A 23,983-nucleotide genomic window follows, 5' to 3' on the forward strand; every position below is an offset into this window, starting at 1 on the left:
AAAGCAAACGGCGTATTGGCTGTTTATTTTTGGTGCGTTTTGCTGCATTACCTACCGAGTAGGCTTACCCTGGTAGGTGCCATGCCACATGAGGAGGCATGAGTGTTTGATTTTTAAATTAATTAATACAATGAGTTGCTGAATTTTTATGCCATATTGGTGCAAGGTTGGCATGCTCTGTGCTTTATATTTTGCAAACAGCTGTTCAGCGGCTAAAGGGTCGTCGATAGATACCCTGCTGGGTGCTGCCACAACAGCCGGTTTGGAATAATTACTGGGCGCTTTGTCATCCATATCCAAACAAGCGTTGAGTAAAGAAGAATGACAAACATGGCACATGCCCTTAGCGTGTTGGATGTTTTGTCGGATAACATTTTTATCGATTGCTTTCTGTTTTACGCTTTAAGCCACGCTCATTCCGGAGGACACTATGTCAGCCAAGACTCTCGCGCTAATTGAAGAACATGATGTTAAGTGGGTAGACCTGCGTTTCACCGACACCCGCGGTAAAGAGCAGCACGTGACTGTTCCTGCTCGGGACGTGGACGAGGAGTTTTTTGAAAACGGCCAAATGTTTGATGGGTCTTCCATCAACGGTTGGAAGGGCATCAACGAATCCGACATGATTCTGCGCCCAGAAGATGGCACTGGCTTCCTCGACCCCTTCACCGAAGACGCTACCCTAATCCTGCGTTGCGATATTATCGAGCCTGCGACGATGCAGGGTTATGATCGCGACCCGCGTTCTATCGCTAAGCGTGCAGAAGCCTACCTGCAGTCGACCGGCCTGGGTGACACCGCTTTCTTCGGCCCTGAGCCAGAATTCTTTATTTTTGATGAAGTGCACTGGAAGTCTGATATCCAGGGCTCTATGTACAAAATCACCTCTGATGAGGGCGCTTGGGCCACTGATAACGTGGTTGAAGGCGGCAACTTGGGTCACCGTCCGCGCTTGAAAGGCGGCTACTTCCCGGTTCCCCCGGTGGATAGCTTCCACGACATTCGTGGCGCGATGTGTAATACCCTAGAAGCGATTGGCCAGACTGTGGAAGTTCACCACCACGAGGTTGCCAACGCGGGTCAGAACGAAATCGGTGTTAAGTTCAACACGCTGGTGAAGAAAGCTGACGAAGTGCAGGAAATGAAGTACGTGATCCACAACGTGGCGCACGCTTACGGCAAAACCGCTACCTTCATGCCGAAGCCGCTGGTGGGCGATAACGGTTCTGGTATGCATATCCACCAGTCCTTCTGGAAAGATGGTCAGAACCAGTTTGCTGGCGATGAGTATGCGGGCCTGTCTGAAATGGCACTGTTCTACATCGGCGGCATCATCAAGCACGCCCGTGCGCTGAACGCCTTCACCAACGCCTCAACTAACTCGTACAAGCGTCTGGTGCCGGGTTTTGAAGCGCCGGTTATGCTGGCCTACAGTGCCCGCAACCGTTCTGCTTCTATCCGTATTCCTTACACTGCTAGCCCGAAAGGCAAGCGTGTAGAGACTCGCTTCCCTGATCCGACCGCCAACCCCTACCTGGCGTTTGCAGCGATGCTGATGGCGGGTATCGACGGTATCAAGAACAAGATCCATCCTGGCGATGCGATGGACAAGAACCTGTACGACCTGCCGCCAGAAGAAGGTAAGGCAGTGCCAACCGTGGCCAACAGCCTGGATCAAGCGTTGGAAGCACTTGACGTTGACCGCGCGTTCCTAACCGAAGGTGGCGTGTTCACCGATGAAATGATCGATGCTTACATTGAGCTGAAGATGGAAGACGTTGAGCGTATCCGCATGACGACTCACCCCATTGAATTCGACATGTACTACAGCTGCTAAACAGCGCTGGTAAAACCTAGCTGCTACTATCACCCCAGTGGTGGTCGTAAGTACGCTAATAAGTGCTGTAATAAGTATGAAAACCCCGCCTCGGCGGGGTTTTTTTATTAGTGCCAACAACGCAAAGGACGTTAAGCAATGACGATTGGACGGCGTTTTTACGCAAAAGATGTGTTATTCACAGGTGGTTTGCTGGCGCTATGCCTGTGGGTAAGCGCTGTGCAGTCACAAACCGTTTACCGGGTGTTGGATGAGCAGGGGAGAGTCACGTTTACCGATAATCCAGAGAGCGGCGGTGAAGCGTTGACGCTCGCCCCGCTGCCCAGCGTTTCCACATCTCCCCGTACTGCTCCGTCTACCCCATCTGCCCCGCGCCGCCAGGGTAGCCCGGGGCAACCCTTTATGCCGTACGACCGCTTTACGATTAGCGCGCCCCAAGGCGGGGCAGCTATTCGCGATGGCATGACCGCCGTCGAGCTGCACGTGTCGCCTCCGCTTCGGGAGGATCACCAGGTTCAGCTGCTTGTAAACGGTGAGCTAAGCCAGACAGCGCTGCATAGCGATGCCTTTTGGCTAACGGGGCTGCCGCGTGGACAACATCGGCTGCAGGCGGAGTTATTAGATAGCAGCGGTCGAGTGCAACACCGCACTGACCCAGTGAGGATTACCGTCGCTGATGAGTAGCGCTGCACTATAATGGTGCGTTTGACTGGTAAAGACGCCGGTTTATTGCGCTAGAACGTCTCGCCATGTTGGCAAACAGTGCCCTTATGCCGTGCAACTAGGCGCTTGCCGATAATTGGCGTGCTTTTTGCAGCGCTTCCTGCACGGCGGGCAGCGTGCCTTTTTAGTGGCATCATTTACGATGACTGAAGCGCCTGTTCAGCACACTGTGTCAGCTTACTGTGTCAGCTTACTGTCTCAGTTTACTACGTCAGCTTACTTATTCAGGGTATGCCATGTATCAACGTTTGCTAGAACATCTCACAACGGCAGTGCTGTTGCTGGATGGCGATTTGCGCGTTCGCTGGATGAATCCTGCCGCTGAAGCGTTGCTGGCGGTAAGCCTAAGCCGTGTACAGAACATCAGTTTGGATACTCTGCTGGGCAGTGGCGATAGCATTGATGACGTGCTGGCCAAAGCCCGGGATGCGTTTCATCCCTTTACCCAGCGCGAGGCGCGCATTACCCCGCTCAATAGTGAACCGTTAACCGTTGACTATACCGTCACGCCGCTGTCAGAAGATGAGCTGCTGTTGGAGGTGGAACCCCGCGACCGCTTGATGCAAATCTCCCGGGAGGAAGCGTTAACCACTCGGCAGGAAACCATCAAAATTTTAGCCCGCGGCTTGGCCCATGAGGTCAAAAACCCACTGGGAGGCATTCGCGGTGCTGCACAGCTACTGGAGCGGGATCTCGACGATCCGGCGCTGCGCGAGTTCACGCATATCATTGTTGAAGAGGTCGACCGTCTGCGTGACTTGGTCGATTCCATGCTGGGCCCTAACCGTATCGTTAAACATGAACCGGTCAACATTCACAAAGTGCTGGAGCGGGTACGGGCGCTGCTAATCGCTGAGCACCCACACGTCACGATAAGCCGTGACTATGACCCCAGCCTGCCCGACCTTTCCGGCGATGAGGCGCAGATGATTCAGGCAGTGTTGAACGTCGCCCGCAACGCGGTTCAGGCCATGAGCGATGCAGACACCCCCACGCCAGAGCTCATCCTGCGAACCCGCGCCAAGCGCCAATTTACCCTAGGGGCTGAACGCCATCGGTTAGTGAGTGAGGTTGGCGTGATTGATAACGGCCCCGGGATTCCTGATGCACTACGCGAAACTCTTTTTTACCCCATGGTGTCCGGCCGCGCGGAAGGCAGCGGCCTAGGGCTTTCTATTGCTCAGTCTATTTTGCATCAGCACCAAGGATTGATTGAGTGCGACTCACGTCCTGGCCACACCGAATTTCGTTTATTGATTCCATTAGTTATTAACTTTACCGGAGAAGCGTCATGACTGAGGCGACACGTACCGATGTTGCACGGGTGGTCATTGTCGACGATGACCGCGCCATTCGCTGGGTGCTTGAGCGCGCGCTGGCGCAGCCAGACCTGCAGGTAGAGTGCATTGAGCGAGCCGATACAGCGCTGGCACGCTTGCTAGAAAGCCCCCCGGATGTGCTGGTGACTGATATTCGCATGCCGGGGATCGATGGGTTGGATTTGATGTCGCGGGTGCGTGATGCTCATCCAGATTTACCCGTTATTGTGATGACCGCCCACTCAGACTTGGATAGTGCGGTGGCGTCTTACCAGGGTGGGGCGTTTGAGTATTTGCCCAAGCCGTTTGATGTTGACGAGGCGCTGGCACTGGTGCGCCGTGCGGTGGCCCATGCCCGAGAGCGTCAGCGCCCGGTTACGGTTCCAGAAGGTTTAAGCGCTGAAATCATCGGCGAAGCGCCTGCTATGCAGGAGGTGTTTCGCGCCATTGGCCGCTTGTCACATTCGCATATCACGGTGTTAATTAACGGAGAGTCGGGCACGGGTAAAGAGCGCGTTGCCCAGGCGTTGCACCAACACAGCCCCCGGGCGGGTAAGCCGTTTATCGCGCTGAACATGGCGGCAATTCCGCGTGACTTAATTGAGTCTGAGCTGTTTGGTCATGAAAAAGGCGCGTTTACCGGTGCTGCCCAGCAGCGCCAGGGGCGCTTTGAGCAGGCCAACGGCGGTACGCTGTTTTTGGATGAAATCGGTGACATGCCTGCCGAGACACAAACGCGGCTGCTGCGCGTGCTGGCTGATGGTGAGTTCTATCGCGTGGGGGGGCATACGCCGGTCAAAGTTGATGTGCGCATTATTGCCGCCACGCACCAAAACCTTGAATCGCTAGTCGACGATGGGCGCTTTCGGGAGGATTTGTTTCACCGCTTAAATGTTATTCGCGTTCACTTACCGTGCCTCGCGGAGCGTCGAGAAGATATCCCGCGACTCACGCGCCACTTCTTAGCTGAGGCGGCAAAAGAGCTGTCAACGGATATCAAAGTGCTCACCGCAGAAGCGGAGGCTCATCTTACCCGTTTGCCGTGGCCGGGCAACGTGCGGCAGCTAGAAAATATTTGCCGTTGGTTAACGGTCATGGCCTCAGGGCGTGAGATTCTCATCGAAGACCTGCCGCCGGAGCTACGTACGCTAAGCGCGACAGAAAACAGTATCCACGGCGACTGGCGCTCTGCCTTTCGGGAGTGGGCCGATCATGCCCTGGCGGAAGGGCATACCCATTTATTGGAAGAAGCCGTACCTGATTTTGAGCGCATTTTAATAGAAACGGCGCTTAAACATACCGGGGGCCGAAAAGGGGAGGCGGCAGAGCTACTGGGCTGGGGACGTAATACGCTAACAAGGAAACTTAAAACGTTATTGCCTGCATTGGCTGACGAGGGATAAGACACCTTATAAAGTTAAACGTTAAGCGTTTTCGCATGACGTATATCACGCTGGTTACTTATAAGATGGTTTAACGTTAGCATAGCGATCTCAACAATAAATCGTATATACACCTTCTGTGTATACATCAGAGTGCTCACTGCTATGTCTTCGCGTTTAGAACGCCGCCGTCAAGTCAGTTCCACACAATTGGCCAGCACCGCTTGGCTATCAAATACTGTGAGTGCGCTGCGCGATACGCTGACGGCACGTCATCACAGTCGCGATTTTATCTATGCCTATGGTCATTATCTGCGCAGCCGGGTCATGGCCATGGGGTTTATCTTTTTAATGCTCTCGCCGTTATGGCTATTGATTGATGCGATGATGTTACCCGAGCCACTGCACCGCTATACCTTGGTAGGGCGTGTGGTGATGATGCTGGGGTTTGCGCTGGTCGTATGGTGGGCGTGGCGCAGTGAGGAGCAAATACACCGGATACGGTTTAGTACCGGCACGCTGATTGCGTTACCAGCGCTGTTTTATGCATTGGTGCTAAGTTTAGTCCCACCGGGTGATAGCCAGGCGCTGATCGGCTATAGCTTTATACCTTTTCTTTTGGTTGCATCGCTGAGTATTTTTCCGTTTACGTTGGTAGAGTCACTTCTGGCGGGAGTTCTACTCCAAGGATTATTAACGTACTCACAGCAAGTAGCAGGCACGTGGCTAACGCCAGTAGGCTTAGAAGAGCAGTGGCTCTTAGCGGCGCTGCTAGTGGTTGCACTGACGGCCAACCATTTTCAGCTCAGCCTGCTGCTCAGGCTTTATCGGCAAGCAACCCATGATGCACTCACGGGGCTGTTGAACCGCGGTGCGTTGGAGCGTCGCTTTGACGAGCTTGAGCGCGAAGCTGCACGCACGGGCAAAGTGATCCCGTATGGGCTGCTCATGATGGACATAGATCACTTTAAGCAAGTGAATGATACCCATGGCCACTCCGTCGGTGACAAAGTGCTGCGTGAATTTGCCCGGGTAATCGCATTGCAAGTGCGCACAGGCGATATGGTGGCACGCTTTGGTGGGGAAGAGTTTGTGGTCGTGATGATGGGGGCAGATATCACCAACGCTGTGCGCATTGCTGAACGTATCCGTCACGCCGTTGAAAGCGCCATGCTGTTTGACCATGATGGCCACCCAGTGCCCGTCACTACCAGTGTTGGAGTGGCGTGCCCCCAGGCGGCGGAGACCAGCGAAGACGTTCTCAAGCGCGCGGACGGTTACCTTTATCGCGCAAAGGCCGATGGGCGTAATTGCGTGGTCAGTAGCAGCGAATAACCTATCTCTACCGGGTGTTGATGTGGGAGGCGACGGGTTATTCAGCGCTATCATTCAAGATAAAAACGGCATCAGCCAGGGTGGGATCAGGCGGCTCGCAACCATTAAGCTCCCAAGGGAGCAGGCTCAAGGTGCGTTCTACGCCCATTCCCTGTAGCTGATGAGCTACGCCTTCGTTATAAAGAACGTGGCCCAGGCCCATTAAGCCCACGGCTAAATACCCTTGATGTGCTTCTTCTGCCAAGCCATGTGCCATAGCGACATCCCAGCTTAGTTGCGCATTAATAAAGCGCGTTAACTGGTCAGTGTCGTCTGACGCCATGGGATGTTGATCAAATACCGCTTGTAGCCTCTGCTGGTAGGATGCAGGCGCGTCTTGTGGGGTGGGAATATGGTGGCGCTGGTCAGCGGGAACGCTTTCAAACCCCTCTGCAGACAAGCGCTGGCGCAATGCCGGGGTAATGTTTAAGGCAATAAGCGGGATCTGCTGTAACCGCGCAAAGTGAAAAATGGGTAAGTAAAGCGCAGGGTTGAAGCCCCACGTCTCTTGCCATTGAGTCTGTTCTAACAGCTCATCTTCACTCAGCGCGCCTGCCACCCAATTATCTAATACCGGCTGCGCATGACGTGGCAGCATTTCCAGCCCGATAATCATCTCATTACGCAGCGCATAAAGTCCCGCCAGTGTGCTTAGCTGCCAGCGGTGATGGTCAATAGCGTCATGCCGCTCGCCTAGCAGCACTACCTGTTGCTGGGCAGCCTGTGCGAGAAGTTCGTTATTGGGCACCGCTTGATTAGCTTGCCACCACTCTCCTGGGCTGGGGCAACTGGCGCTCACGCTAAGCGGCGTTAAGCTAAGCGCTGCTAGCGAGGCGACTATCCAACGTGAATTCATCGGAGTGCCTACTTCTCAGCCGCTTTGAGGCGGTTGATCTCGGCCAGCAGGGCTTCGGCTTCTTCGGTTAAAGTGGCGTTAGCTCGCATGTCACCATTGCGAGAGGCTTCCATGGCCGCCTGCAGTTTGCGTTCATACTCTTGCTGTAGCTTCTTTTTGGGGTCGCGCTTGAATAGTCCGAACATGAGCACTCTCCTGATTGACGTATACTATTTGTATAGGTTTGTGGGGTGTATGTCGAATATTTGTTGAGTTACCGCCAAGAAGATTGTCTAGCGTGATCGGTTAAAGGCGGCGCATTGGTCTAAAAAGCGCTCAAAATCAGCAAGAATAGTATCCAGACTGCCGTGTAAACGGTGGTCGTCATCGACCAAGCGTATCGATAGCCGCTGCAGGCGGGCGCGTTCAATCACCGGGTCGGGCGGAACCACATCATCTCGCCACCCATGAATAATATGCGTAACGTCTGCTTGAATAGTGGGCGAAGTTTCGGGGTAGTCGGGTAAGCCCAGCGCGGGGGCCAGTAAAAAACAGCCAAGCACCGGCTGCTGGGCACTCACAGACGCACTTAACCAGCCACCAATACTTGAACCTGCTAAAACACAGCGTGCTGGGGTGTCGCGCCGGGATGACATGGTGGCCAGCAGGTGCTGTAGACGCTGTTGTGGTTCCGGCATTCCTCGGTAGTCCATCACCACTGGTTCACAATCCTCTAGCTGTTCAGCAATGCCGTTGAGCGCCTGGATCTTTAACGCGCCTGGGCCGCTTTCTAAGCCGTGGGAGAGGTAGACGGTCATCATAGTGGTTAGCGACTCGCTGAGCGTTGGAGGGCTTCGCCGCCCTGTTCAAGATCTTGCCCAATGCCGCGAACAGTATTGCAGCCACTGATCACAAGCAGCATCGCCAGTACGAGCATGCCAAAGAAAAGTGTACGTTTCATAGTCAATTCCTTACAACAGTGGCCCAGCACGGGTAATGAAGGTCAATGAGTAAAATAAGCTCAGTTGGCGTGTGATGCCACCGGTTTAGTACGACACATTGCGGCTGTTTAACGAGATTTTTTGTCCCATGTGTCAGTTTTATACATTATAAAAGCGATCTTTGAATTGATCTGCTCAAAAGTGCGGCATCATTTTTAATTTTTAAGCCATTGTTTTTAAATGTTTTTATTTTTATTGGTAGGTAGTGGCCTACTGCTTGCAATTGCTAAGTGTACCCTGAAGAAAAGCTGTCATCTCACGCTATCAGCGAAAGGAGTATCGCTAACAGAGTCGCCATTAGCGGCAAAAATGTCAGTAAGGATGTATGACGACTGGCTGTGACAGAAAACGGTGCGAGTAAGCTGATCGGTAAAACAGGAAGGCATGAGGCCCAGCAGTTGAAAAGGACTTACAAGGACACTCAGCTTGCTCGTTACTACCAGCGCATGGAGGTGCTGGTCATCAAGGCCATGGAGTGGCAGCGATGCAAAACGACCATCTCATTTAATTGAGGTGGTTTTTTTGCATGTTTTAAATTTTTTTAACGTATTGATACTTATGGTATTTTAGCAATGCCCGTGTGCAGTACGCGGCTTTTGTAAAGATGGTGCAGGGTTTTTGGTCTATTCTTGCGGGATGAGCAATTATCCGCGGTTACAAAACGTCAATGCAGCCGCCGCACATCTTCAGGGACAAGCGTTATGGCCATGGTACTGATGTTATGTATGTTTGTGCTGTTTCTAGTGTTCTCAGGGCTTGGGATTTACATGATGTTTAAAACATCGTTCATGGCGACTATGGATGACCTTGAAGACATGCCCCCTGATCGGTGACTCCGTCTTATCATTATGCCAACGCCCGCAGCTGCGGGCGTTGGCGTTTAAACAGATAGTATTTACTCAACATAATAGAGCCATTCAAACCTCTACCTGCTGAGCGTAGTAACCTCCCCGTCTATTGCTTCTATTGCTGTGCTCAGCCCATCACATAAAGGCTTAAAAGCGCGAACCCATACCCGATGGCGGCCCCTGCAACCACGTCGCTGGTGTAGTGCAGCCCCAGGCCCACCCTTGATACGGCGATCAGCAGTGAAAGTGGCAGCACAATCGGCAGTAACCACGGGGTATGTGCGGCGACTAAAACGCAAAACATAACCGCATGCATGGTATGGCCGCTGGGGAAGCTGTAGCGGTCGCGGGCAGGTTCGCCGCAGTGTACGCCATTGCGATAGGTGATAAAGGGCCGCTCGCGACATAGGCGCGTTTTAAGCAACCGGTAAGCCACAATCGCCACACAGGCCGTCGCGGTGTATTGCACCAGCCGCCAATTATGCTGAGGCTGCAGCCACGGCTGGGCGGCAATCAGCGCGACCCACACCGGCCAGTCGCCTAATCGGCTAGCTATTTGCAGCGCAAGGCGCCATGGGCGGTAGAGGCTGAGCAGCGTGATGCGCTGGCAAAACCGCCACTCCCAGAGGTCAAGACGGTCGAATACGGCAAGCGGGCGTGGACGCATGATGGCTCTCCTGGGCTTGATGAAGGTAACGCGTAAACTGTTCAGCAATGCCTGACCAGCTCTGTTCTAACACTCGTAGCCGGGCAACACGGCCAAGGCGCGCGTAATCAGCGGGGTGTTGGCATAGCTCAATCGCCGCCTGTGAAAAGGCAGCGGTATCGCCCGGGGCAACGGTAATGCCGTTGTGGCCGCTTTGGATCAGCTCAGCGCTTGCGGCGTGTTGGTAAGCAACGACTGCCAACCCGCTGGCCATCGCTTCACTCACCACGTTGCCCCAGGTTTCAGACAGCGAAGGAAACACAAAAATGTCGGCGCTGGCGTAGTGACGTGCCAGAGTGGGCTTATCGACAAAGCCGGTAAAGTGCGCCTCGGGCAGTGCCTTTTGCAGTTGGGCACGCCCCGGGCCGTCGCCCACAATCACCTGTGCCATGTCTGGGCGAACGTTGCGCATGGCCTGCAGGGTTTCTTGAAGCAGCGCTAAATTTTTTTCAGGCGCTAAACGTCCCACATAAAGGGCAACAGGCTGATGGTCGGTAACGCCCCATTGGCGGCGCAGCTGGCCGTCGCGGTGTGCGGGTGAAAAGTGCTCACCATCGATACCGCGAGACAGCACGTTCACATCGTGAATGCCCTGCTGCTGCAGCGTCTTTGCCTGTTGATGAGTAGGCACCAACGTGAGCGCACAGCCATTATGGAAGTAGTTCAGGTAACGACGGGTAATGGCTGACAGCCAGGGCACGCCATAGTCGTGGCAATAGTGGTCAAAATTAGTATGCCACCCCGCTACCAGCGGGATTTTTAACCGCCGAGCCGCTTGACGTGCCGCCCAGCCTAGTGGGCCTTGGGTCGCCAAATAGACCACATCAGGCCGGTGTAGCTGCCAAAAACGACCTATTTTGGCAGGCGTGGATAGTCCCACCTGCACCTCAGCATAGCCAGGTAACGCTAGGCGCCGCACCTGCAGCTCGTTATCTACCCTAGATGCGCTACCGGCAACGTTGGACTGTGGGCGTATCACATCGACGGAGACGCCCTGGCACACTAGTTCACGGCATAGCCTGCCCAGGGTGTGCGCTACCCCGTTAACATCGGGTGACCATGTTTCGCTGACGATACAGAGCCGCATGTGCGATTCATCCCTTCATCACGTTTAACCACACAATGGGCCGTGCGGGTGACATTGGTAAGACAGCAGGATGAAGAACTGATGACAGGCAGAGTGTTTAGTAGCAACACCCATAACAGATAAAAGTGTCAATTAAGTTGCATTTTTATATTTTTAAAAGACAACATTAATAAAATAAAACTTTAAAGATAATGAAATATATCCCCTTTAATGTAGCCAGTGGCGAGAGAGATATCTCCTTAGTTTTATTTGTTAAGCCTCAAAAGGATTTGTAACGCCGTGAAAGGTGGAGGTTAAAGTTGCTCAATGGCGCTTTGCTAAAAAGCTTTCACTCTTTTGCGTTTTGATAACTAGTTGACGTTAGCCCTACAGTTTTCGCAGAAAAACGCAGCGCTAGCGTTTATGCAACGAAAAAAGTGCTGCCAATCGGCGCTTACTACTTTAATGGGATCAATCATGTTTAAAAAGACGACACTTGCTCTGGTTGTTAGCGGTTTGTTAGGTGCCTCAGCGGCCCAAGCGGCGGTGGTATATGACCAAGACGGCACCACGCTGGATCTCTATGGCCGTATCGCTATGGGGTTTGAAGGGGGCGGTGATAAAGAAGATGGTGCTGATAACGGTGAAGAGTTCCGCAACTTTGGTTCTCGTCTGCGCGTGACGGCAGGCCACCAGATCACGTCTGACCTACGCGCATTTGCCCGTGTAGAGTGGCGTTTTAATGGTGATGAGCAAAGCGAACCTGGTTTTGAAGAGGTGCGTAATAGTTACATCGGTTTAGAAAGCCAGCAGTTCGGTACCTTCACTGCCGGTAACTTCGACAGCTTCTATAACGGCGAAGTAATGGGCGTGTTCGACGTATATGTTGAAAACGGCTATGAGTTTGCTGGCGGCGGTTTGCAGGCACGTGGCGATTCTTTAGCCTACATGACGCCGGATTTGAACGGATTCCAAGCTTTCGTGGCTGCCAAGCACTATTCTGAGCGTGGCCTGACGCCTGCCCAGCAAACGGAAGATGGCTCTGAAATCGCTGCCCAGGGTGGCGTTGTTTACGCAACTGGCCCGCTGCGTTTAGCCGCCGGTTTTGTTGATGATAAAGCCGTTGGTGGTGGTAACGATGAAACCCGTTTCGGTGCCACTGCCGAGTATGCCATCAACGACGCTTTCTCGGCGCGTTTAGGTTACGAAACCCGCGGCGATAACGACGTTGAGGGCGGTGGTTTTGACACCGTTGGTCTAGGCGGTTCATTTGCCACGGGCGCATGGACCTTCCACCTCGACTACTACAACATCGAGCTGGACAACGTTTCCGACAGCCGCGATGCATGGGCCGCTGCCGCGCATTATGACCTGTCCAACAACTTCGACGTTTTTGTTGAGTTGAACGACGCCAATCAAGATGCCGTAAATGACTATGAAGATGATCTGTACTACGCGGTAGGTGCGCGTTATCACTTCTAAGTGATCGTTTGGGGCTAATTCATGCCCTAGGTTCCTTAATGTTTTAAGCTTTGTAAGATCGTTTTTGCCGATGTGTTCATGACACATCGGCTTTTTGCGTTATGCTGTTTTATTATTTAATCGCATGTTTAAGGAGAGATAATGTCTTCCATCGTTGTGATTACAGGCGCAAATCGTGGCGTAGGGTTAGCCCTTGCTGAGCATTATCAACAGGAGGGATGGAACGTCATCGGCGTGTGTCGTCAAACGTCTGATGAGTTAGAGCGTGTCGCCGTCAAAGTGATAGAAGGGATCGATGTGACCCAGGACGACGATATCGCGCGCCTTTCTGCGGCGTTAGCCGGGCACACCATTGACCTGTTGATCAACAACGCGGGCCTGCTGCGCGATGATGTGTTGGGAGGTATCGAGATCGACAGCTTACGCCAGCAGATGGAAATCAATGCCTATGCGCCGCTGCGAGTATCCGAAGCGCTGCTGCCGCTGATGGAAAAGGGCAGTAAAATCGCCAATATCACCAGTCGCATGGGCTCTTTGGCCGATAACGACTCAGGTGGTCGCTACGGCTATCGCGCGTCAAAAGCGGCGCTGAACGCCTTTGGTAAATCACTGGCCATTGATCTCAAGCCTCGCGGCATCGCCGTGGCGCAGCTGCATCCGGGCTATGTGAAAACCCGCATGGTTAACTTTGGTGGCCACATTAGCCCGCAGGAGTCGGCGACGGGCATTGCCGCCTGCATTAAAGCGCTCAACGTAGAGAATAGCGGCGGCTTCTGGCACTCCAATGGCGAACAGTTGCCTTGGTAACGCACCAGATAACCGCCTATCGGTAGCTTAGATAACGCGCTTGCGGATTTGCGACGAGAGCTGTTCAAAACCAATAACCACGACCAGAATCACCAGAATAATGGTGAGGGCGCGGTCGTAGTTAAATAGCCGCATGGCGGCAGCGAGTTCGACGCCAATGCCGCCTGCGCCCACCAGCCCTAGCGTGACCGCTGAACGCAGCGCTTTTTCGACACTGTATAAGCTGGTGGCCGTCATCGATGCGAGGGTTTCTGGCAAAATCGCCCCCCCAATCACGGATAGCCTGCCCGCCCCGGTGGCGGTTAGCGCATCGGAGGGGCCGGGGTGGACTTCCTCAATCCGCTCTGAGAAAAAGCGGGCGGCAAAACCAATCGTGTCCATCACGATGGCGAGTACGCCCGCCATCGGGCCTAACCCGACTGCCACTACAAAAATCAGCGCCCAGATAAGGTCTGGAATAGTGCGCATGGTGGCAATCATCAGCCGTGTAATGGAGCGCACCCACGGCGCGGGGGATGTATTGCGCGCTGCCAGCAGTGCAAACGGCACGCTGAGAATAACGCCCAGCGTTACGCCGACAATGGCAATGTTGAGGGTTTCATACATCGACCACGCCAGTACGTCTAAATTGCTGAGATCTGGTGGGAAAGCCCGTCCTATAAAGTGACCTAGGTTCGTCGCCCCGCGTATCAAACGCTCGAGTGTGACATTGGTGGCCATGACGCCCTGAATAAACAGCGCTAAAAAGCCAAGGCTGATGCCCCAAACAAACAGGGAAGGTCGGCGAAACCGGGGAGGCAGACCGGTGGTGGGAAGTTTCGACGGCATATTAGATCGCCCTAAGCGGTTGGCTGGTTGTGGAAGAAGAGGGCGTTTGTTCGACGCGGGTGTCACCTTGATAGAGCGCCTGCATATCGCTTAGCGTGGCCGCCTCTCGAGGCGTATCGAGCACTACGGTGCCCGCTTTCATGCCCACAATGCGGTCGCCGTACTGTTGCGCTAGCTCTAGCTGGTGCAGCGTACACAGCACGGTGAGTCCACGTTCGCTCACTACCTCTAGCAGCAGGTCCATAATCTCGCGTCCCGCTTTTGGGTCCAGGCTGGCGATGGGTTCATCCGCAATGATGATTTGAGCGTCCTGCATTAGCGTTCTGGCAATGGCGACGCGCTGCTGCTGACCGCCAGACAGTTCACGACAGCTGGCCTGGGCCTTATGGGCCAACCCCACTCGGTCGAGTGACTGCATGGCGCGCTCGCGAAGCTCGTGACTTGCGGTGCAAGAGAGTGTCGACAGTAAGCCAAGACGCTGCTGGCCCAGTGCGCCATACAGCACGTTTTGAAACACGCTGACGTTCTGGACTAAGTTGAACTGCTGAAAAACCACGCCGACTTTTTGGCGTAGCGTGCGCAAACGCGGTTTGGAAAGCTGCGAAAGCGATTCGTTGAAAATGCGAATATCGCCCTGATCGTGAGGGGCTAAACCGTTGATACAGCGCATCAGTGTGGATTTACCACAGCCGTTAGCCCCCAGCAAAATGACACACTCCCCTTTGGGGATGCTGAGCGTTAGCCCACGCAGGACATGTAAGCTGCCGTAATGTTTGTGAACATTAGAAATATCGATGGCATTCATACAAAAACCTCCTGCGCGGATGCCAGGAGGGAGAGTGAAACAACAGACATGAGAGACCTACCGTGTCTTGGTACTAACAGAGCCTTCGCTCGTTCAACGCACGTCCCTGTGCGATCACGATAAAGGGAGCGGTGGAAAACGAATTAAAGGGCTATGCCCGCCGCTTCGTAGGCCTGACGCACGACATCGTAATCTTCATTGGTGCGGTCAAAGCCCAGCGAGGAGTCGCGGTTCAAAAACTTATCTTCGTTGCGGTCGGTGGCAATCAGCGCGTTCCACAGGGTGTCGCGGTTCTCTTCCAGGGTGCTGCGTAGCGCTGTTTTACAAGCGTCGTCTAGCGAGCCGCGCATCACCACCGGGTCACCGGGTAAAACATCGCTGGTGGCAATCACACGGTATTCGCCGTCCGGGTCCATCGCCTGGATCTCTTCGATATCGCGGTTACCGCCGCCCATGGCATCCACATCGCCGTTAACCAGCGCGGCGATACGGGCATCGCCCGCCATAATGATCTCAAGGTCGCGATCAATATCCAGGCCTGCATCAACCAGCATTTGGCTTGGGAAAATATGGCCGCTGGTGGAACCCACATCTTTCAAAGCAACGCGGTGGCCTGCCAGGTCTTCCAGCGACTGAATATCGCTATCGGCGGGAACATAAAAGCTGCTGCCGTAGTGGGGGCGCTCAATCGCAAACAGAATTTCAATGTCGCTTTCGCGGTCAAACAGGACGAACTCAGACGGGCCTGCAAACACGAGGTCCACGTCATCATACTGCAGCGCGGTGCCTGCCGCCGTGCGGTTACTCAGGCTAAACATTTCAAGCGTGAGGCCGGTGGTCTCTTCAAACGCTTCAGCAAAGGGGCCGAACGCTTCTGCGAGCGGGCCCATGCCTTCAATGCCGGTATCAGCCATACGGATAGGATTGGGGCATACGTTGCTTAAATCGCTATTGGCGTGGGCGGTAGATACGGTGAAGGCTGTGGCTGCAATCGCCATCGTTAATAGTGTTTTCGTCATGGTCGGCTCCCTGATGCTGTTATGTGCGCTACCTGCTTTTAACAGCAGGCAAACGTAAAAATCAGTATTAGGGTGGCAGGTGACTGTGACACTCAGGTGTAGCCAAGATGACGGTATGATCACGTAAAAGTGACAGGCTGTGAGTGGGGTAGCCGTAGCGAGCGCGCCTTAGGTGAGTAGCGCTGCTGCTCGCCTAAGGCGTCACACGTTAATGGGCGGTGCGTTGGCCGGTCCTGCTATTAAACGGGTGAAGCGCGTCGCCGGTCACGTACACCTGCAGGGTTTCACCTTCACGAACCGGCGGCTGGCCCGCCGCCCGAATTACCGTGGGCTGCTCGCTGCCTGCCAAGTTAACGTAGAGATGGCTCTCTGCTCCGGCGGCTTCAAACAGCATCAGAGTGGCATCCAGCGTGACATAGGGTTCGGCTGGCGCGGTGAGCTGCATGTCGTCGGGGCGTATGCCAACCGTATCGGTCTCTTGGGGAAGATGGCTCAGCACGCCTTGGGTATTTTGCTGCTGAAGGTAGGCCAGTGGCAGCATGTTCATGGCCGGGGAGCCAATGAACTCCGCCACAAACATGGTGGCTGGCCGGGCGTAGATCTCCATAGGTGTGCCTACCTGCTCGATCTGCCCAGCGTTGAGTACCACCAAGCGATCGCCCAGCGTCATCGCTTCGAGCTGGTCGTGGGTCACATACAGGCTGGTGGTTTTTAACCGCCGCTGAAGCTGCTTGATTTCGACGCGCATCTGCACGCGCAGCTTGGCATCTAGGTTGGAAAGTGGCTCATCGAACAAGAAAGCTGAAGGCTCGCGCACCAACGCTCGGCCCATGGCTACCCGCTGGCGCTGGCCGCCGGAAAGTTTACGGGGTTTACGCTCCAGGAAGTCTTCAATCTCCAGCATTTTAGCGGCAGTACGCACCCGTTGGTCGATGTCATCTTTTTTGAAACCACGGTTCTTTAAGCCATAAGCGAGGTTGTTGTAGACAGTCATGTGCGGGTAGAGCGCGTAGTTTTGGAACACCATGGCGATATCGCGCTCGGCGGGTTCTAGCTTGTTAACTACTCGATCGCCAATTTTGAGCGTGCCGTCGGTAATGGTTTCAAGCCCAGCGACCATACGTAGTAAGGTCGATTTGCCACAACCGGATGGCCCGACCAGTACCACAAATTCACCGTCTTCAATCTGTAAGTCGATCCCTTTGACCGCAGCGACGTTGCCCGCATAGGTTTTTTTAAGCCCTTCCAGGGTAATGCTGGCCATGTTATTTCTCCGTCTCGGTCAGGCCTTTTACAAACAGGCGTTGCATAAACAGAATCACCAGTACCGGCGGCAGGGCGGCCATTACTACGGCGGCCATAATCAGATGCCACTGGGGGTTCTCTTCAGAGGTCATGCGCTGAATGCCCATCACGATGGTGTAGTAGTCAGGGTCGGTGGTGATCAGCAGCGGCCACAGGTATTGGTTCCAGCCGTAAATAAACATGATCACAAACAGCGCCGCGATATTGGTGATCGAGAGCGGCATCAAAATGTCTTTAAAGAACTTTAGCGGACCTGCGCCATCCACCCGGGCTGCTTCCAGCATCTCTTCGGGAATCGTCATGAAAAACTGACGAAATAGGAACGTCGCCGTTGCCGATGCAATCAGCGGTATCGAAAGCCCCGCGAAGCTGTTCAGCATATTGAGATCTGCAACGACCTGAAATGTCGGAATAATGCGGACTTCGACGGGTAGCATCAGCGTGATGAAAATCAGCCAAAAGAAGAACATCCGAAAACGAAAGCGGAAGTAAACAATCGCAAACGCCGACAGTAGCGAGATCGACAGTTTTCCTATGGTGATCGCCATCGCCATGATAAAGCTGTTCCACAGCATCATGCCGGCTGGCGGGGCGCCTGCGTTGGAAACGCCGGACTGCCACATCCGGGTAAAGTTTTCGATGCCGTGGGCGCCGGGCAGCATCGGCAGCGTACCGCGCAGCAAGTCGCCTGGCGCTTGAGTAGAGGCTACCAGCGCAACGTACACAGGGAACACCACCACCGCAACGCCAAGCATTAATGTGAGATGGGCAAAAAAGTTTGCCCAGGGTCGATTTTCAACCATTGAACGTCTCCCAAACAATCAGCCAGTGGTGCTAGTAGTTCACGCGGCGCTCGATAAAGCGGAACTGCACCACCGTGAGTGCGACCACAATGGCCATTAAAATTACCGACTGCGCGGCCGACGAGCCTAAGTTCAAGCCCACAAAGCCATCGGCGTAGACCTTATAGACCAGCGTGTTGGTCGCCTGGGCGGGGCCACCTTGGGTCGTGGCGTGAATAATCCCAAAGGTATCGAACATGGCGTAAACCACATTCACCACCATCAGAAAGAAAGTCGTAGGCGTCAGTAGCGGGAAAACGATGGTCCAAAAACGCTTCATGGGGCTGGCGCCATCAATGGCGGCGGCCTCGATGAGAGACTGGGGGATCGACTGCAGCCCGGCGAGGAAGAACAGGAAGTTATAGGAGATTTGCTTCCAAGCGGCGGCAAAAATCACTAGCAGCATGGCGTCTGTGCCCGAGGTGCGGTGGTTCCACTGGTAGCCGACCATGTCCAGTATGTAAGGCACAATGCCAATTGACGGGTTGAAGATAAACCACCACAGCACGCCGGCAATCGCTGGGGCAATCGCATAGGGCCACACCAGTAGCGTGGTGTAAGTGCTGCGTGAGCGAATCATGCGATTAACCGTGCTGGCTAGCAGCAGCGCAACGGACATGGAAAGCAGCGTGGTACCTACCGCAAACACTACCGTGACGGAGAGCGAATTAAGATAAGCGCCGTCGCGAAAGAGTCGTGCAAAGTTTTCCAAGCCCACAAAGGTAGTGCGTAGCCCGAAAGCATCCTCGCGTAGCAGTGATTGGTAAAGCGCTTGACCGGCAGGCCAGATAAAGAAAATCAGCGTGACAATGACCTGAGGCGCCAGCAGGGCATAGGGCAAAAAGCGTCCTGGAAAGGTCATGCGTTTGGTTTGCATAGGCGACGTATCCTACATCTATAAACGACACCAATAAGCGGGGCACTTAAAAACAGGCTCGCCGCCTGCCAGGGGCAGGCGGCGGAGCAGGTGCTTACTTACTGGTTGGCTGATTGGAAGTCGCGTAGCAATCGATTACCGCGTTCAACGGCTGAATCAGCGGCTTCTTGGCCCGATTTATTGCCGGTCATCACCGCTTCCATCTCTTCAGAAATGATGTCGCGGATCTGTACGAAGTTGCCAAAGCGCAGTCCTTTGGAGTTTTCCGTTGGCTCGTTCAGCGTCATCTGCTTCAGCGAAATATCGGCCCCTGGATTCTCATCGTAGTAGCCCTGCTCTTTGCTTAAGTCCCACGCCGCTTGAGTGATTGGCAGGTAACCGGTTTGCTGGTGCCACTGGGCTTGTACTTCAGGCTGTGAGAGGTACTCAAAGAAGGCAGCAACAGCTTCATACTCGTCATCGGTGTGACCTTGAAGTGCCCACAGGGTGGCGCCGCCAATGATGGAGTTCTGCGGCGCACCCTCTACGTCGTCATAGTAGGGCTGCATACCGAAACCGACTTCAAAGTCGGAGTTAGCCGCGACATCTGCACGAGATGCCGAAGAGCCAAAGAAAATCGCACACTCTTGTGAGTAGAACAGCGGTTCAGAGTCTGGCCCGGAACCTGGGCCGCCCCAATTAAAGGCATCCGCATCCTGCCATGCCTTTAAATTATCCCAATGGCGGGCCACCAGTTCATTGTTGAAATTGAACTCAGTTTCTATCCCACCAAAGCCATTCTCTAACGTGCCAAGCGGCGAGTTATGCATGGCAGAGAAGTTTTCCAGCATCACCCAGCTCGGCCATGAGGTGGTGAAACCACAGTTAGCAGCACCAGACTCGGTGATTTGCGTTGCGTACTCCGCGACTTCATCCCAGGTTTGTGGCGGCTGTTCAGGGTCTAAACCGGCTTCCTCAAACACGTCACGGTTGTAGTACATGATGGGCGTTGAGGAGTTGAACGGGAACGACAGCATGTTGCCGTTTGTGTCGGTGTAGTAGCCGACCACCGCAGGCAGGAAGGCATCACGGTCAAATGCGCGGCCATGATCCTCCATGAGCTGATACACCGGATAAATGGCGCCGTCAGCATTCATCATGGTGCCGGTGCCAACTTCAAACACCTGCAGAATATGGGGCTGCTCGCCTGCACGGAACGCTGCAATGGCGCCGGTCATCGTTTCGGTGTAATTGCCACGGTAGCTAGGTGTGACGCGGTAATCATCCTGGGAAGCATTGAACTCCTCCGTCATTTCTTCAAGGATTTCACCAAGCTGGCCTCCCATGGCGTGCCACCAAGTAACTTCGGTCGCGGAATGGGCAGAAAGGCTAAACGTGGCGGTAGCCACCCCTAGGGCAAGCGCGTGCAACGTGAAACGAGACATAACGGCTCCTTGTGGGTCGTGCGCAGTACGTTTATTAAGTTGTTGGGTGCACTGAACAGTAGAAAGTGTAGATGACGTTTTCATGAATGCACGATGAACTCGACGTGACAGTCAACGTTTAGCGTTCAGCAAGCCTGCCTGTAGGAAAAGGCGAATGACGGTGATAGGGTTAGCGGCAATAGGGCGTATTGAACGACTAACTAACGAGAACAGTATGACGGACGTGACCACCTTGCTGGCGAAGCTAGTAGCGTTTGACACCACCTCCAGCGAATCCAATTTGGCCTTGATTGAGTTTGTTGAGCGTTATTTGGCCGACTACGGCGTTAGCTCAGAGCGCGTCATGAGTCCCTGCGGCACCAAAGCCAACCTGATCGCCCGCCTAGGCCCCGATGCCCCTGGCGGTGTGATGCTTTCTGGCCATACCGATGTGGTGCCGGTGGCAGGCCAGCCATGGTCGAGCGATCCGTTTACTCTACGTGATGGCGGCGATGACCGCTTGTACGGACGTGGCACCTGTGACATGAAAGGCTTTATTGCCTGTGCGCTGGCCTTGGTGCCCACCTGGGTGAATGCGCCCCTTAAGCAGCCTATCTATTTTGGGTTTTCTTACGACGAAGAGATTGGCTGCGTCGGTGCCCCTAGCTTGATTAAACGCTTTTATGAACACTACACCACCACGACCCACGTCATTGTGGGGGAACCCACCAGCATGCAGCCGGTGGTAGCGCAAAAGGGCGCGACCAACCTGCGGACTACCGTCTTGGGCCGTGAAGCGCACAGCAGTCAGGTGAATCAAGGCACGTCGGCTATCCACGTGGCGGCAAGACTGGTGACGTTTATTGAAGACACGATGGCGACACTGGTAGAAGAAGGTCGAGTCGACGAGGCATTTAATGTGCCCCATACCAGTTTGCATGTCGGTAAAATTAAAGGCGGTACGGCGATCAATATCATGGCGCGGGAGTGCCAGTTCGAATGGGAAATTCGCCACCTTCCAACGGAGTCGTTCAGCGAAATATATGCACGTTTTGAGGCGTACTGCGCTCAGCTTAGCGAGGCGCTATCGGCGAAAGGCAAAACGGTTGAGATAGTCACAGAGCCGTTAAACGTCACGGTGCCAGGCTTAGCCGACCGCGATAACGATCAGGTACTCCGCTTGGCCAAAGACCATTTGCCTGATGCCTGCTGCAGCCACGCGGTTGCTTACGCGACAGAAGCAGGGCAGTTCCAGGGGAAGGGGTTGCAAACGATTATTTTGGGGCCGGGCAGTATCGCCCAGGCGCACCAGCCGGATGAGTATATTGAAACGGCCCAGCTGCAAGCATGTACGGCGTTTATGCAACGGTTAGGCCAAGCGTTGGAAACGCCATTTGCGGGCTAACGCGTTTATTTGCACCCCATAAAAAACACCCGCCAGATATATCGGGCGGGTGTTTTCTTAAGACGCTTACGGTCTAGCTATTAGTGCTGATGCTGCTCTTCGTAAAGCTCGGCTTTCACATGGCGCATCACATCTTCGCAGGCCTGTTGGCGGGCAAGTTGCGTCAGCAGCCGCTGAGTCACCTCAAACCCTTTTCCCAAACAGGTATCAACTTCGTCTCGGCTAACGTGGGGAGAGACGTTGTAGTCGATCTTCACCGTGCGGCCGCCGCCTTCAAGGCGGTCGGCAAACGCTCTTAGCTGCCACGCGATTCGCTCTTTCCAGGTTGCTGATTCTTCCGCGCCTTCGTTTACGCTAAACGTGCACTGCCATTCGGGTTTGTAAACCTTCATAGGAGAACCTCCACTGCGTTTGGAAAGAATGATCGATCGTGTTACGTACTCCGTCTGTCTGGTGATGTTGCTTTGCTACTATACCCACTCTAGGGCGGCACCGATACACCTACGCTAGGCGATACTGCAACAAGTTATTGACTGCGCCCATCCTCTATACACGCTAGAGCACTATTATGATGCCACTAACCGCCGAGAGTTGCCCCTGTCGTCGCAGCACGTCGCTAAAAGAGTGCTGTCAGCCGTATCTTCAAGGGGCCAAAGCGCCCACCCCAGAAGTGCTGATGCGCTCACGTTACACGGCCTTTGCATTGAACCAAACGGGGTATCTGTTAGACACGTGGCATACCTCCACGCGGCCAGCACAGCTGCCGCCAGACCCAGACACACAGTGGGCGTCGCTGGTGATTGTGGCTGCGCCTTTGCCGAGTGGTACCACGGGGAGTGTGCACTTCCGGGCTTTTTTTCGTGATTCAGTGGGCTGGCATGTGTTGGAGGAAGTCTCGCGTTTTTGTTTTGAAGAGGAGCGCTGGTGGTATTTAGATGGCGAACCTCGGGTCGAGCGGCTGAAGCCTCGTCGAAATGAGCGCTGCTTATGTGGTAGCGGGCGTAAATTAAAGGTATGTTGCGGTGAGTAGATAACGCTAAGCAGGATGAGGCATGCCAAGCAATGAGCCAGCAGCACGCACTACCCATCTATGATTACGCCTGTCTGTGCCATCGCTGGGTAAGGAGTTTTTACCGGGCTTGGTTAATGCTGTTACGTTGGTTTGGCGTGATTGGCATCGGAGCGATGGGATTCAGTGCGAGCGCGCCCTTACTGGCCGATGAGCCGTATCCCTCTGCAGAGGTAGCCATTGTGGTGCCCTACGGCGAGGGTGGGGCAACCGATGTGATTTTTCGTGCCGTGGCTGCCCGGGCTGAAGCGTATCTCGATGCACCCATTATTACCGTTAACATGCCGGGAGGCGGTGCGATTCTAGGTTCGCAGTTCGTCAAGGAGAGCGCCCCCGATGGCTATACGCTGTTAGGCAGCCACCAAACCATCGACCTTTCCTATCTCTCGGGAGTCGCCGCGTACTCTCACCAAGCGTTTGCGCCAGTGGCACTGCTTACGCGAACGGTCAACATTCCTGCTACCCGAGCAGGCCACGCCGCTACGGGGGCTGGGGACATCAAGAGGTTGATTCATCAGCAGAGCGAGCCGCTGTCGTTTGGCGTTATCCCTCATTCGACTGATCACTTTTTTTGGCTGCATTTTTTTGCCGAAGAAGGCATTTCAGAGGCGGATGTCCAATTTGTGCACTACCCGGGCACCAGCGCTCAAGTGGAAGCGTTACTGGGAGGCGAGCTAGACTTTGCCATGTTGAACCTGCCCTCGGCGCGCGCGCTTTTTAATGCTGGTGCTTTATTACCCCTTGGCGTGGCCAGTGAAGACCGGCTAGCTGATTTACCCCATGTGCCTACACTGCATGAGCAGGGCATTGCGCTGGTTAACACCACTGACCGTGGCTTATTTGCACCGCTGAATACACCGAAAGAGCGCTTGGGAGTCGTCGCCAAAGCATTCGAGCAAGCGCTGGCGGCGCCCGAGTTGGTGCAAGCGCTAGAGCAAACGTATGGCTCTTTCGTTGATTTTAAAGCCTTAGATGCCTACGACCACTACTTGGAAGAGCAGTATCAGCAACTGCAGGCCCTTGCCAGCGCGATACAGTTTCAGCGCTAGT

General features: G+C 54.3%; 25 protein-coding genes. 11 read left to right on the forward strand and 14 right to left on the reverse strand.

The window, feature by feature from the left end; genetic code table 11:
• Positions 1–430: 430 nt before the first annotated feature.
• The 5 genes from glnA (at position 431) to LG301_RS01160 (ending at position 6,596) form a co-directional block, all read left to right on the forward strand.
• Positions 431–1,837, forward strand: coding sequence for a glutamate--ammonia ligase (gene glnA, locus LG301_RS01140; protein ID WP_404472678.1), 1,407 nt, complete (start codon positions 431–433; stop codon positions 1,835–1,837).
• Between the two features lie 138 nt (positions 1,838–1,975).
• Positions 1,976–2,521: a DUF4124 domain-containing protein gene (locus tag LG301_RS01145; RefSeq protein ID WP_404472680.1), complete on the forward strand. Its 546-nt coding sequence runs from the start codon at positions 1,976–1,978 to the stop codon at positions 2,519–2,521.
• Between the two features lie 275 nt (positions 2,522–2,796).
• Positions 2,797–3,855, forward strand: a complete 1,059-nt coding sequence (glnL, locus tag LG301_RS01150) for a nitrogen regulation protein NR(II) (protein ID WP_404472682.1) — start codon at positions 2,797–2,799, stop codon at positions 3,853–3,855.
• Positions 3,852–5,282 (forward strand): nitrogen regulation protein NR(I), encoded by a 1,431-nt coding sequence (gene ntrC / locus LG301_RS01155; protein WP_404472683.1) that lies wholly within the window; start codon positions 3,852–3,854, stop codon positions 5,280–5,282. The genes glnL and ntrC overlap by 4 nt, the downstream gene beginning before the upstream one ends.
• Positions 5,283–5,426: 144 nt before the next feature.
• Positions 5,427–6,596 (forward strand): diguanylate cyclase, encoded by a 1,170-nt coding sequence (locus LG301_RS01160; protein WP_404472684.1) that lies wholly within the window; start codon positions 5,427–5,429, stop codon positions 6,594–6,596.
• A 37-nt stretch (positions 6,597–6,633) separates the two neighbouring features.
• Here LG301_RS01160 and LG301_RS01165 read toward each other — a convergent pair whose 3' ends face one another.
• From LG301_RS01165 to LG301_RS01180, 4 genes are all read right to left on the reverse strand, one after another.
• On the reverse strand, positions 6,634–7,491 hold the full coding sequence (locus tag LG301_RS01165) for a ChaN family lipoprotein (protein WP_404472686.1): 858 nt from the start codon (positions 7,489–7,491) through the stop codon (positions 6,634–6,636).
• Between the two features lie 8 nt (positions 7,492–7,499).
• Entirely contained in the window at positions 7,500–7,676 is a 177-nt protein-coding gene (locus LG301_RS01170; protein WP_009097255.1) for a DUF6435 family protein, read from the reverse strand.
• An 87-nt stretch (positions 7,677–7,763) separates the two neighbouring features.
• Positions 7,764–8,291, reverse strand: a complete 528-nt coding sequence (locus tag LG301_RS01175; RefSeq protein WP_404472688.1) for a YqiA/YcfP family alpha/beta fold hydrolase — start codon at positions 8,289–8,291, stop codon at positions 7,764–7,766.
• A 5-nt stretch (positions 8,292–8,296) separates the two neighbouring features.
• Positions 8,297–8,431 (reverse strand): entericidin A/B family lipoprotein, encoded by a 135-nt coding sequence (locus tag LG301_RS01180; protein ID WP_404472690.1) that lies wholly within the window; start codon positions 8,429–8,431, stop codon positions 8,297–8,299.
• A gap of 741 nt (positions 8,432–9,172) precedes the next feature.
• Between LG301_RS01180 and LG301_RS01185 the strand changes: the two genes are divergently transcribed.
• Positions 9,173–9,304: a hypothetical protein gene (locus LG301_RS01185; protein ID WP_404472692.1), complete on the forward strand. Its 132-nt coding sequence runs from the start codon at positions 9,173–9,175 to the stop codon at positions 9,302–9,304.
• Positions 9,305–9,446: 142 nt separating this feature from the next.
• Here the strand turns inward: LG301_RS01185 and LG301_RS01190 are convergent, their stop codons facing one another.
• Both LG301_RS01190 and LG301_RS01195 read right to left on the reverse strand, forming a co-directional pair.
• Positions 9,447–9,986, reverse strand: a complete 540-nt coding sequence (locus LG301_RS01190; RefSeq protein WP_404472694.1) for a phosphatase PAP2 family protein — start codon at positions 9,984–9,986, stop codon at positions 9,447–9,449.
• Positions 9,949–11,112: a glycosyltransferase family 4 protein gene (locus LG301_RS01195; protein ID WP_404472695.1), complete on the reverse strand. Its 1,164-nt coding sequence runs from the start codon at positions 11,110–11,112 to the stop codon at positions 9,949–9,951. The genes LG301_RS01190 and LG301_RS01195 overlap by 38 nt, the downstream gene beginning before the upstream one ends.
• Before the next feature lie 456 nt (positions 11,113–11,568).
• On the opposite strand from LG301_RS01195, the gene LG301_RS01200 reads away from it, so the two are divergent.
• Together LG301_RS01200 and LG301_RS01205 are read left to right on the forward strand one after the other, a co-directional pair.
• Positions 11,569–12,573, forward strand: coding sequence for a porin (locus tag LG301_RS01200; protein WP_404472697.1), 1,005 nt, complete (start codon positions 11,569–11,571; stop codon positions 12,571–12,573).
• 141 nt (positions 12,574–12,714) lie between these two features.
• Entirely contained in the window at positions 12,715–13,380 is a 666-nt protein-coding gene (locus LG301_RS01205) for an SDR family oxidoreductase (protein ID WP_404472699.1), read from the forward strand.
• Between the two features lie 27 nt (positions 13,381–13,407).
• On the opposite strand, the gene phnE is transcribed toward LG301_RS01205, so the two are convergent.
• The 7 genes from phnE to ugpB all read right to left on the reverse strand — a co-directional run bounded on the left by phnE (position 13,408) and on the right by ugpB (position 20,480).
• On the reverse strand, positions 13,408–14,208 hold the full coding sequence (gene phnE / locus LG301_RS01210) for a phosphonate ABC transporter, permease protein PhnE (protein ID WP_404472701.1): 801 nt from the start codon (positions 14,206–14,208) through the stop codon (positions 13,408–13,410).
• Position 14,209: 1 nt separating this feature from the next.
• Positions 14,210–15,013 carry a phosphonate ABC transporter ATP-binding protein gene (gene phnC, locus LG301_RS01215; RefSeq protein WP_404472703.1) on the reverse strand — a complete coding sequence of 268 codons (804 nt, stop codon included), beginning with the start codon at positions 15,011–15,013 and terminating at the stop codon, positions 14,210–14,212.
• 143 nt (positions 15,014–15,156) lie between these two features.
• Positions 15,157–16,032 carry a phosphate/phosphite/phosphonate ABC transporter substrate-binding protein gene (gene phnD / locus LG301_RS01220; protein ID WP_404472705.1) on the reverse strand — a complete coding sequence of 292 codons (876 nt, stop codon included), beginning with the start codon at positions 16,030–16,032 and terminating at the stop codon, positions 15,157–15,159.
• 208 nt (positions 16,033–16,240) lie between these two features.
• Complete coding sequence (locus LG301_RS01225; RefSeq protein WP_404472707.1) at positions 16,241–17,296, reverse strand: sn-glycerol-3-phosphate import ATP-binding protein UgpC; 1,056 nt, start codon at positions 17,294–17,296, stop codon at positions 16,241–16,243.
• A 1-nt stretch (position 17,297) separates the two neighbouring features.
• The gene (gene ugpE, locus LG301_RS01230) at positions 17,298–18,140 is read right to left on the reverse strand and encodes a sn-glycerol-3-phosphate ABC transporter permease UgpE (protein ID WP_404472709.1); all 843 of its coding nucleotides are present in this window, start codon (positions 18,138–18,140) and stop codon (positions 17,298–17,300) included.
• 31 nt (positions 18,141–18,171) lie between these two features.
• Positions 18,172–19,056 (reverse strand): sn-glycerol-3-phosphate ABC transporter permease UgpA, encoded by an 885-nt coding sequence (gene ugpA / locus LG301_RS01235; protein WP_404472711.1) that lies wholly within the window; start codon positions 19,054–19,056, stop codon positions 18,172–18,174.
• A gap of 98 nt (positions 19,057–19,154) precedes the next feature.
• Entirely contained in the window at positions 19,155–20,480 is a 1,326-nt protein-coding gene (gene ugpB, locus LG301_RS01240; protein WP_404472713.1) for a sn-glycerol-3-phosphate ABC transporter substrate-binding protein UgpB, read from the reverse strand.
• Positions 20,481–20,694: 214 nt separating this feature from the next.
• Here ugpB and argE point away from each other — a divergent pair, with 214 nt between their 5' ends.
• Entirely contained in the window at positions 20,695–21,864 is a 1,170-nt protein-coding gene (gene argE / locus LG301_RS01245) for an acetylornithine deacetylase (RefSeq protein ID WP_404472715.1), read from the forward strand.
• 80 nt (positions 21,865–21,944) lie between these two features.
• Here the strand turns inward: argE and LG301_RS01250 are convergent, their stop codons facing one another.
• Positions 21,945–22,256 carry a hypothetical protein gene (locus LG301_RS01250; protein WP_404472717.1) on the reverse strand — a complete coding sequence of 104 codons (312 nt, stop codon included), beginning with the start codon at positions 22,254–22,256 and terminating at the stop codon, positions 21,945–21,947.
• A 176-nt stretch (positions 22,257–22,432) separates the two neighbouring features.
• Here LG301_RS01250 and LG301_RS01255 point away from each other — a divergent pair, with 176 nt between their 5' ends.
• Complete coding sequence (locus LG301_RS01255; protein ID WP_404472719.1) at positions 22,433–22,894, forward strand: YchJ family protein; 462 nt, start codon at positions 22,433–22,435, stop codon at positions 22,892–22,894.
• A 32-nt stretch (positions 22,895–22,926) separates the two neighbouring features.
• The gene (locus LG301_RS01260) at positions 22,927–23,982 is read left to right on the forward strand and encodes a Bug family tripartite tricarboxylate transporter substrate binding protein (RefSeq protein WP_404472722.1); all 1,056 of its coding nucleotides are present in this window, start codon (positions 22,927–22,929) and stop codon (positions 23,980–23,982) included.
• Position 23,983 lies beyond the last annotated feature (1 nt).

This window comes from Vreelandella venusta (assembly GCF_044809155.1).
GTDB classification, from domain to species: domain Bacteria; phylum Pseudomonadota; class Gammaproteobacteria; order Pseudomonadales; family Halomonadaceae; genus Vreelandella; species Vreelandella venusta_B.

Excerpts from the sequence above, each read along its gene's own strand:
- LG301_RS01195 (WP_404472695.1), bottom strand. The coding sequence starts at position 11,112 with ATGCGGCTCTGTATCGTCAGCGAAACATGGTCACCCGATGTTAACGGG.
- LG301_RS01170 (WP_009097255.1), bottom strand. The coding sequence starts at position 7,676 with ATGTTCGGACTATTCAAGCGCGACCCCAAAAAGAAGCTACAGCAAGAG.
- LG301_RS01255 (WP_404472719.1), top strand. The coding sequence starts at position 22,433 with ATGATGCCACTAACCGCCGAGAGTTGCCCCTGTCGTCGCAGCACGTCG.
- LG301_RS01180 (WP_404472690.1), bottom strand. The coding sequence starts at position 8,431 with ATGAAACGTACACTTTTCTTTGGCATGCTCGTACTGGCGATGCTGCTT.
- phnE (WP_404472701.1), bottom strand. The coding sequence starts at position 14,208 with ATGCCGTCGAAACTTCCCACCACCGGTCTGCCTCCCCGGTTTCGCCGA.
- ntrC (WP_404472683.1), top strand. The coding sequence starts at position 3,852 with ATGACTGAGGCGACACGTACCGATGTTGCACGGGTGGTCATTGTCGAC.
- LG301_RS01165 (WP_404472686.1), bottom strand. The coding sequence starts at position 7,491 with ATGAATTCACGTTGGATAGTCGCCTCGCTAGCAGCGCTTAGCTTAACG.
- LG301_RS01145 (WP_404472680.1), top strand. The coding sequence starts at position 1,976 with ATGACGATTGGACGGCGTTTTTACGCAAAAGATGTGTTATTCACAGGT.
- LG301_RS01185 (WP_404472692.1), top strand. The coding sequence starts at position 9,173 with ATGGCCATGGTACTGATGTTATGTATGTTTGTGCTGTTTCTAGTGTTC.
- phnD (WP_404472705.1), bottom strand. The coding sequence starts at position 16,032 with ATGACGAAAACACTATTAACGATGGCGATTGCAGCCACAGCCTTCACC.
- LG301_RS01200 (WP_404472697.1), top strand. The coding sequence starts at position 11,569 with ATGTTTAAAAAGACGACACTTGCTCTGGTTGTTAGCGGTTTGTTAGGT.
- LG301_RS01225 (WP_404472707.1), bottom strand. The coding sequence starts at position 17,296 with ATGGCCAGCATTACCCTGGAAGGGCTTAAAAAAACCTATGCGGGCAAC.
- LG301_RS01160 (WP_404472684.1), top strand. The coding sequence starts at position 5,427 with ATGTCTTCGCGTTTAGAACGCCGCCGTCAAGTCAGTTCCACACAATTG.
- LG301_RS01205 (WP_404472699.1), top strand. The coding sequence starts at position 12,715 with ATGTCTTCCATCGTTGTGATTACAGGCGCAAATCGTGGCGTAGGGTTA.
- LG301_RS01260 (WP_404472722.1), top strand. The coding sequence starts at position 22,927 with ATGAGCCAGCAGCACGCACTACCCATCTATGATTACGCCTGTCTGTGC.
- argE (WP_404472715.1), top strand. The coding sequence starts at position 20,695 with ATGACGGACGTGACCACCTTGCTGGCGAAGCTAGTAGCGTTTGACACC.
- glnA (WP_404472678.1), top strand. The coding sequence starts at position 431 with ATGTCAGCCAAGACTCTCGCGCTAATTGAAGAACATGATGTTAAGTGG.
- LG301_RS01190 (WP_404472694.1), bottom strand. The coding sequence starts at position 9,986 with ATGCGTCCACGCCCGCTTGCCGTATTCGACCGTCTTGACCTCTGGGAG.
- ugpE (WP_404472709.1), bottom strand. The coding sequence starts at position 18,140 with ATGGTTGAAAATCGACCCTGGGCAAACTTTTTTGCCCATCTCACATTA.
- ugpB (WP_404472713.1), bottom strand. The coding sequence starts at position 20,480 with ATGTCTCGTTTCACGTTGCACGCGCTTGCCCTAGGGGTGGCTACCGCC.
- LG301_RS01250 (WP_404472717.1), bottom strand. The coding sequence starts at position 22,256 with ATGAAGGTTTACAAACCCGAATGGCAGTGCACGTTTAGCGTAAACGAA.
- glnL (WP_404472682.1), top strand. The coding sequence starts at position 2,797 with ATGTATCAACGTTTGCTAGAACATCTCACAACGGCAGTGCTGTTGCTG.
- ugpA (WP_404472711.1), bottom strand. The coding sequence starts at position 19,056 with ATGCAAACCAAACGCATGACCTTTCCAGGACGCTTTTTGCCCTATGCC.
- phnC (WP_404472703.1), bottom strand. The coding sequence starts at position 15,013 with ATGAATGCCATCGATATTTCTAATGTTCACAAACATTACGGCAGCTTA.
- LG301_RS01175 (WP_404472688.1), bottom strand. The coding sequence starts at position 8,291 with ATGATGACCGTCTACCTCTCCCACGGCTTAGAAAGCGGCCCAGGCGCG.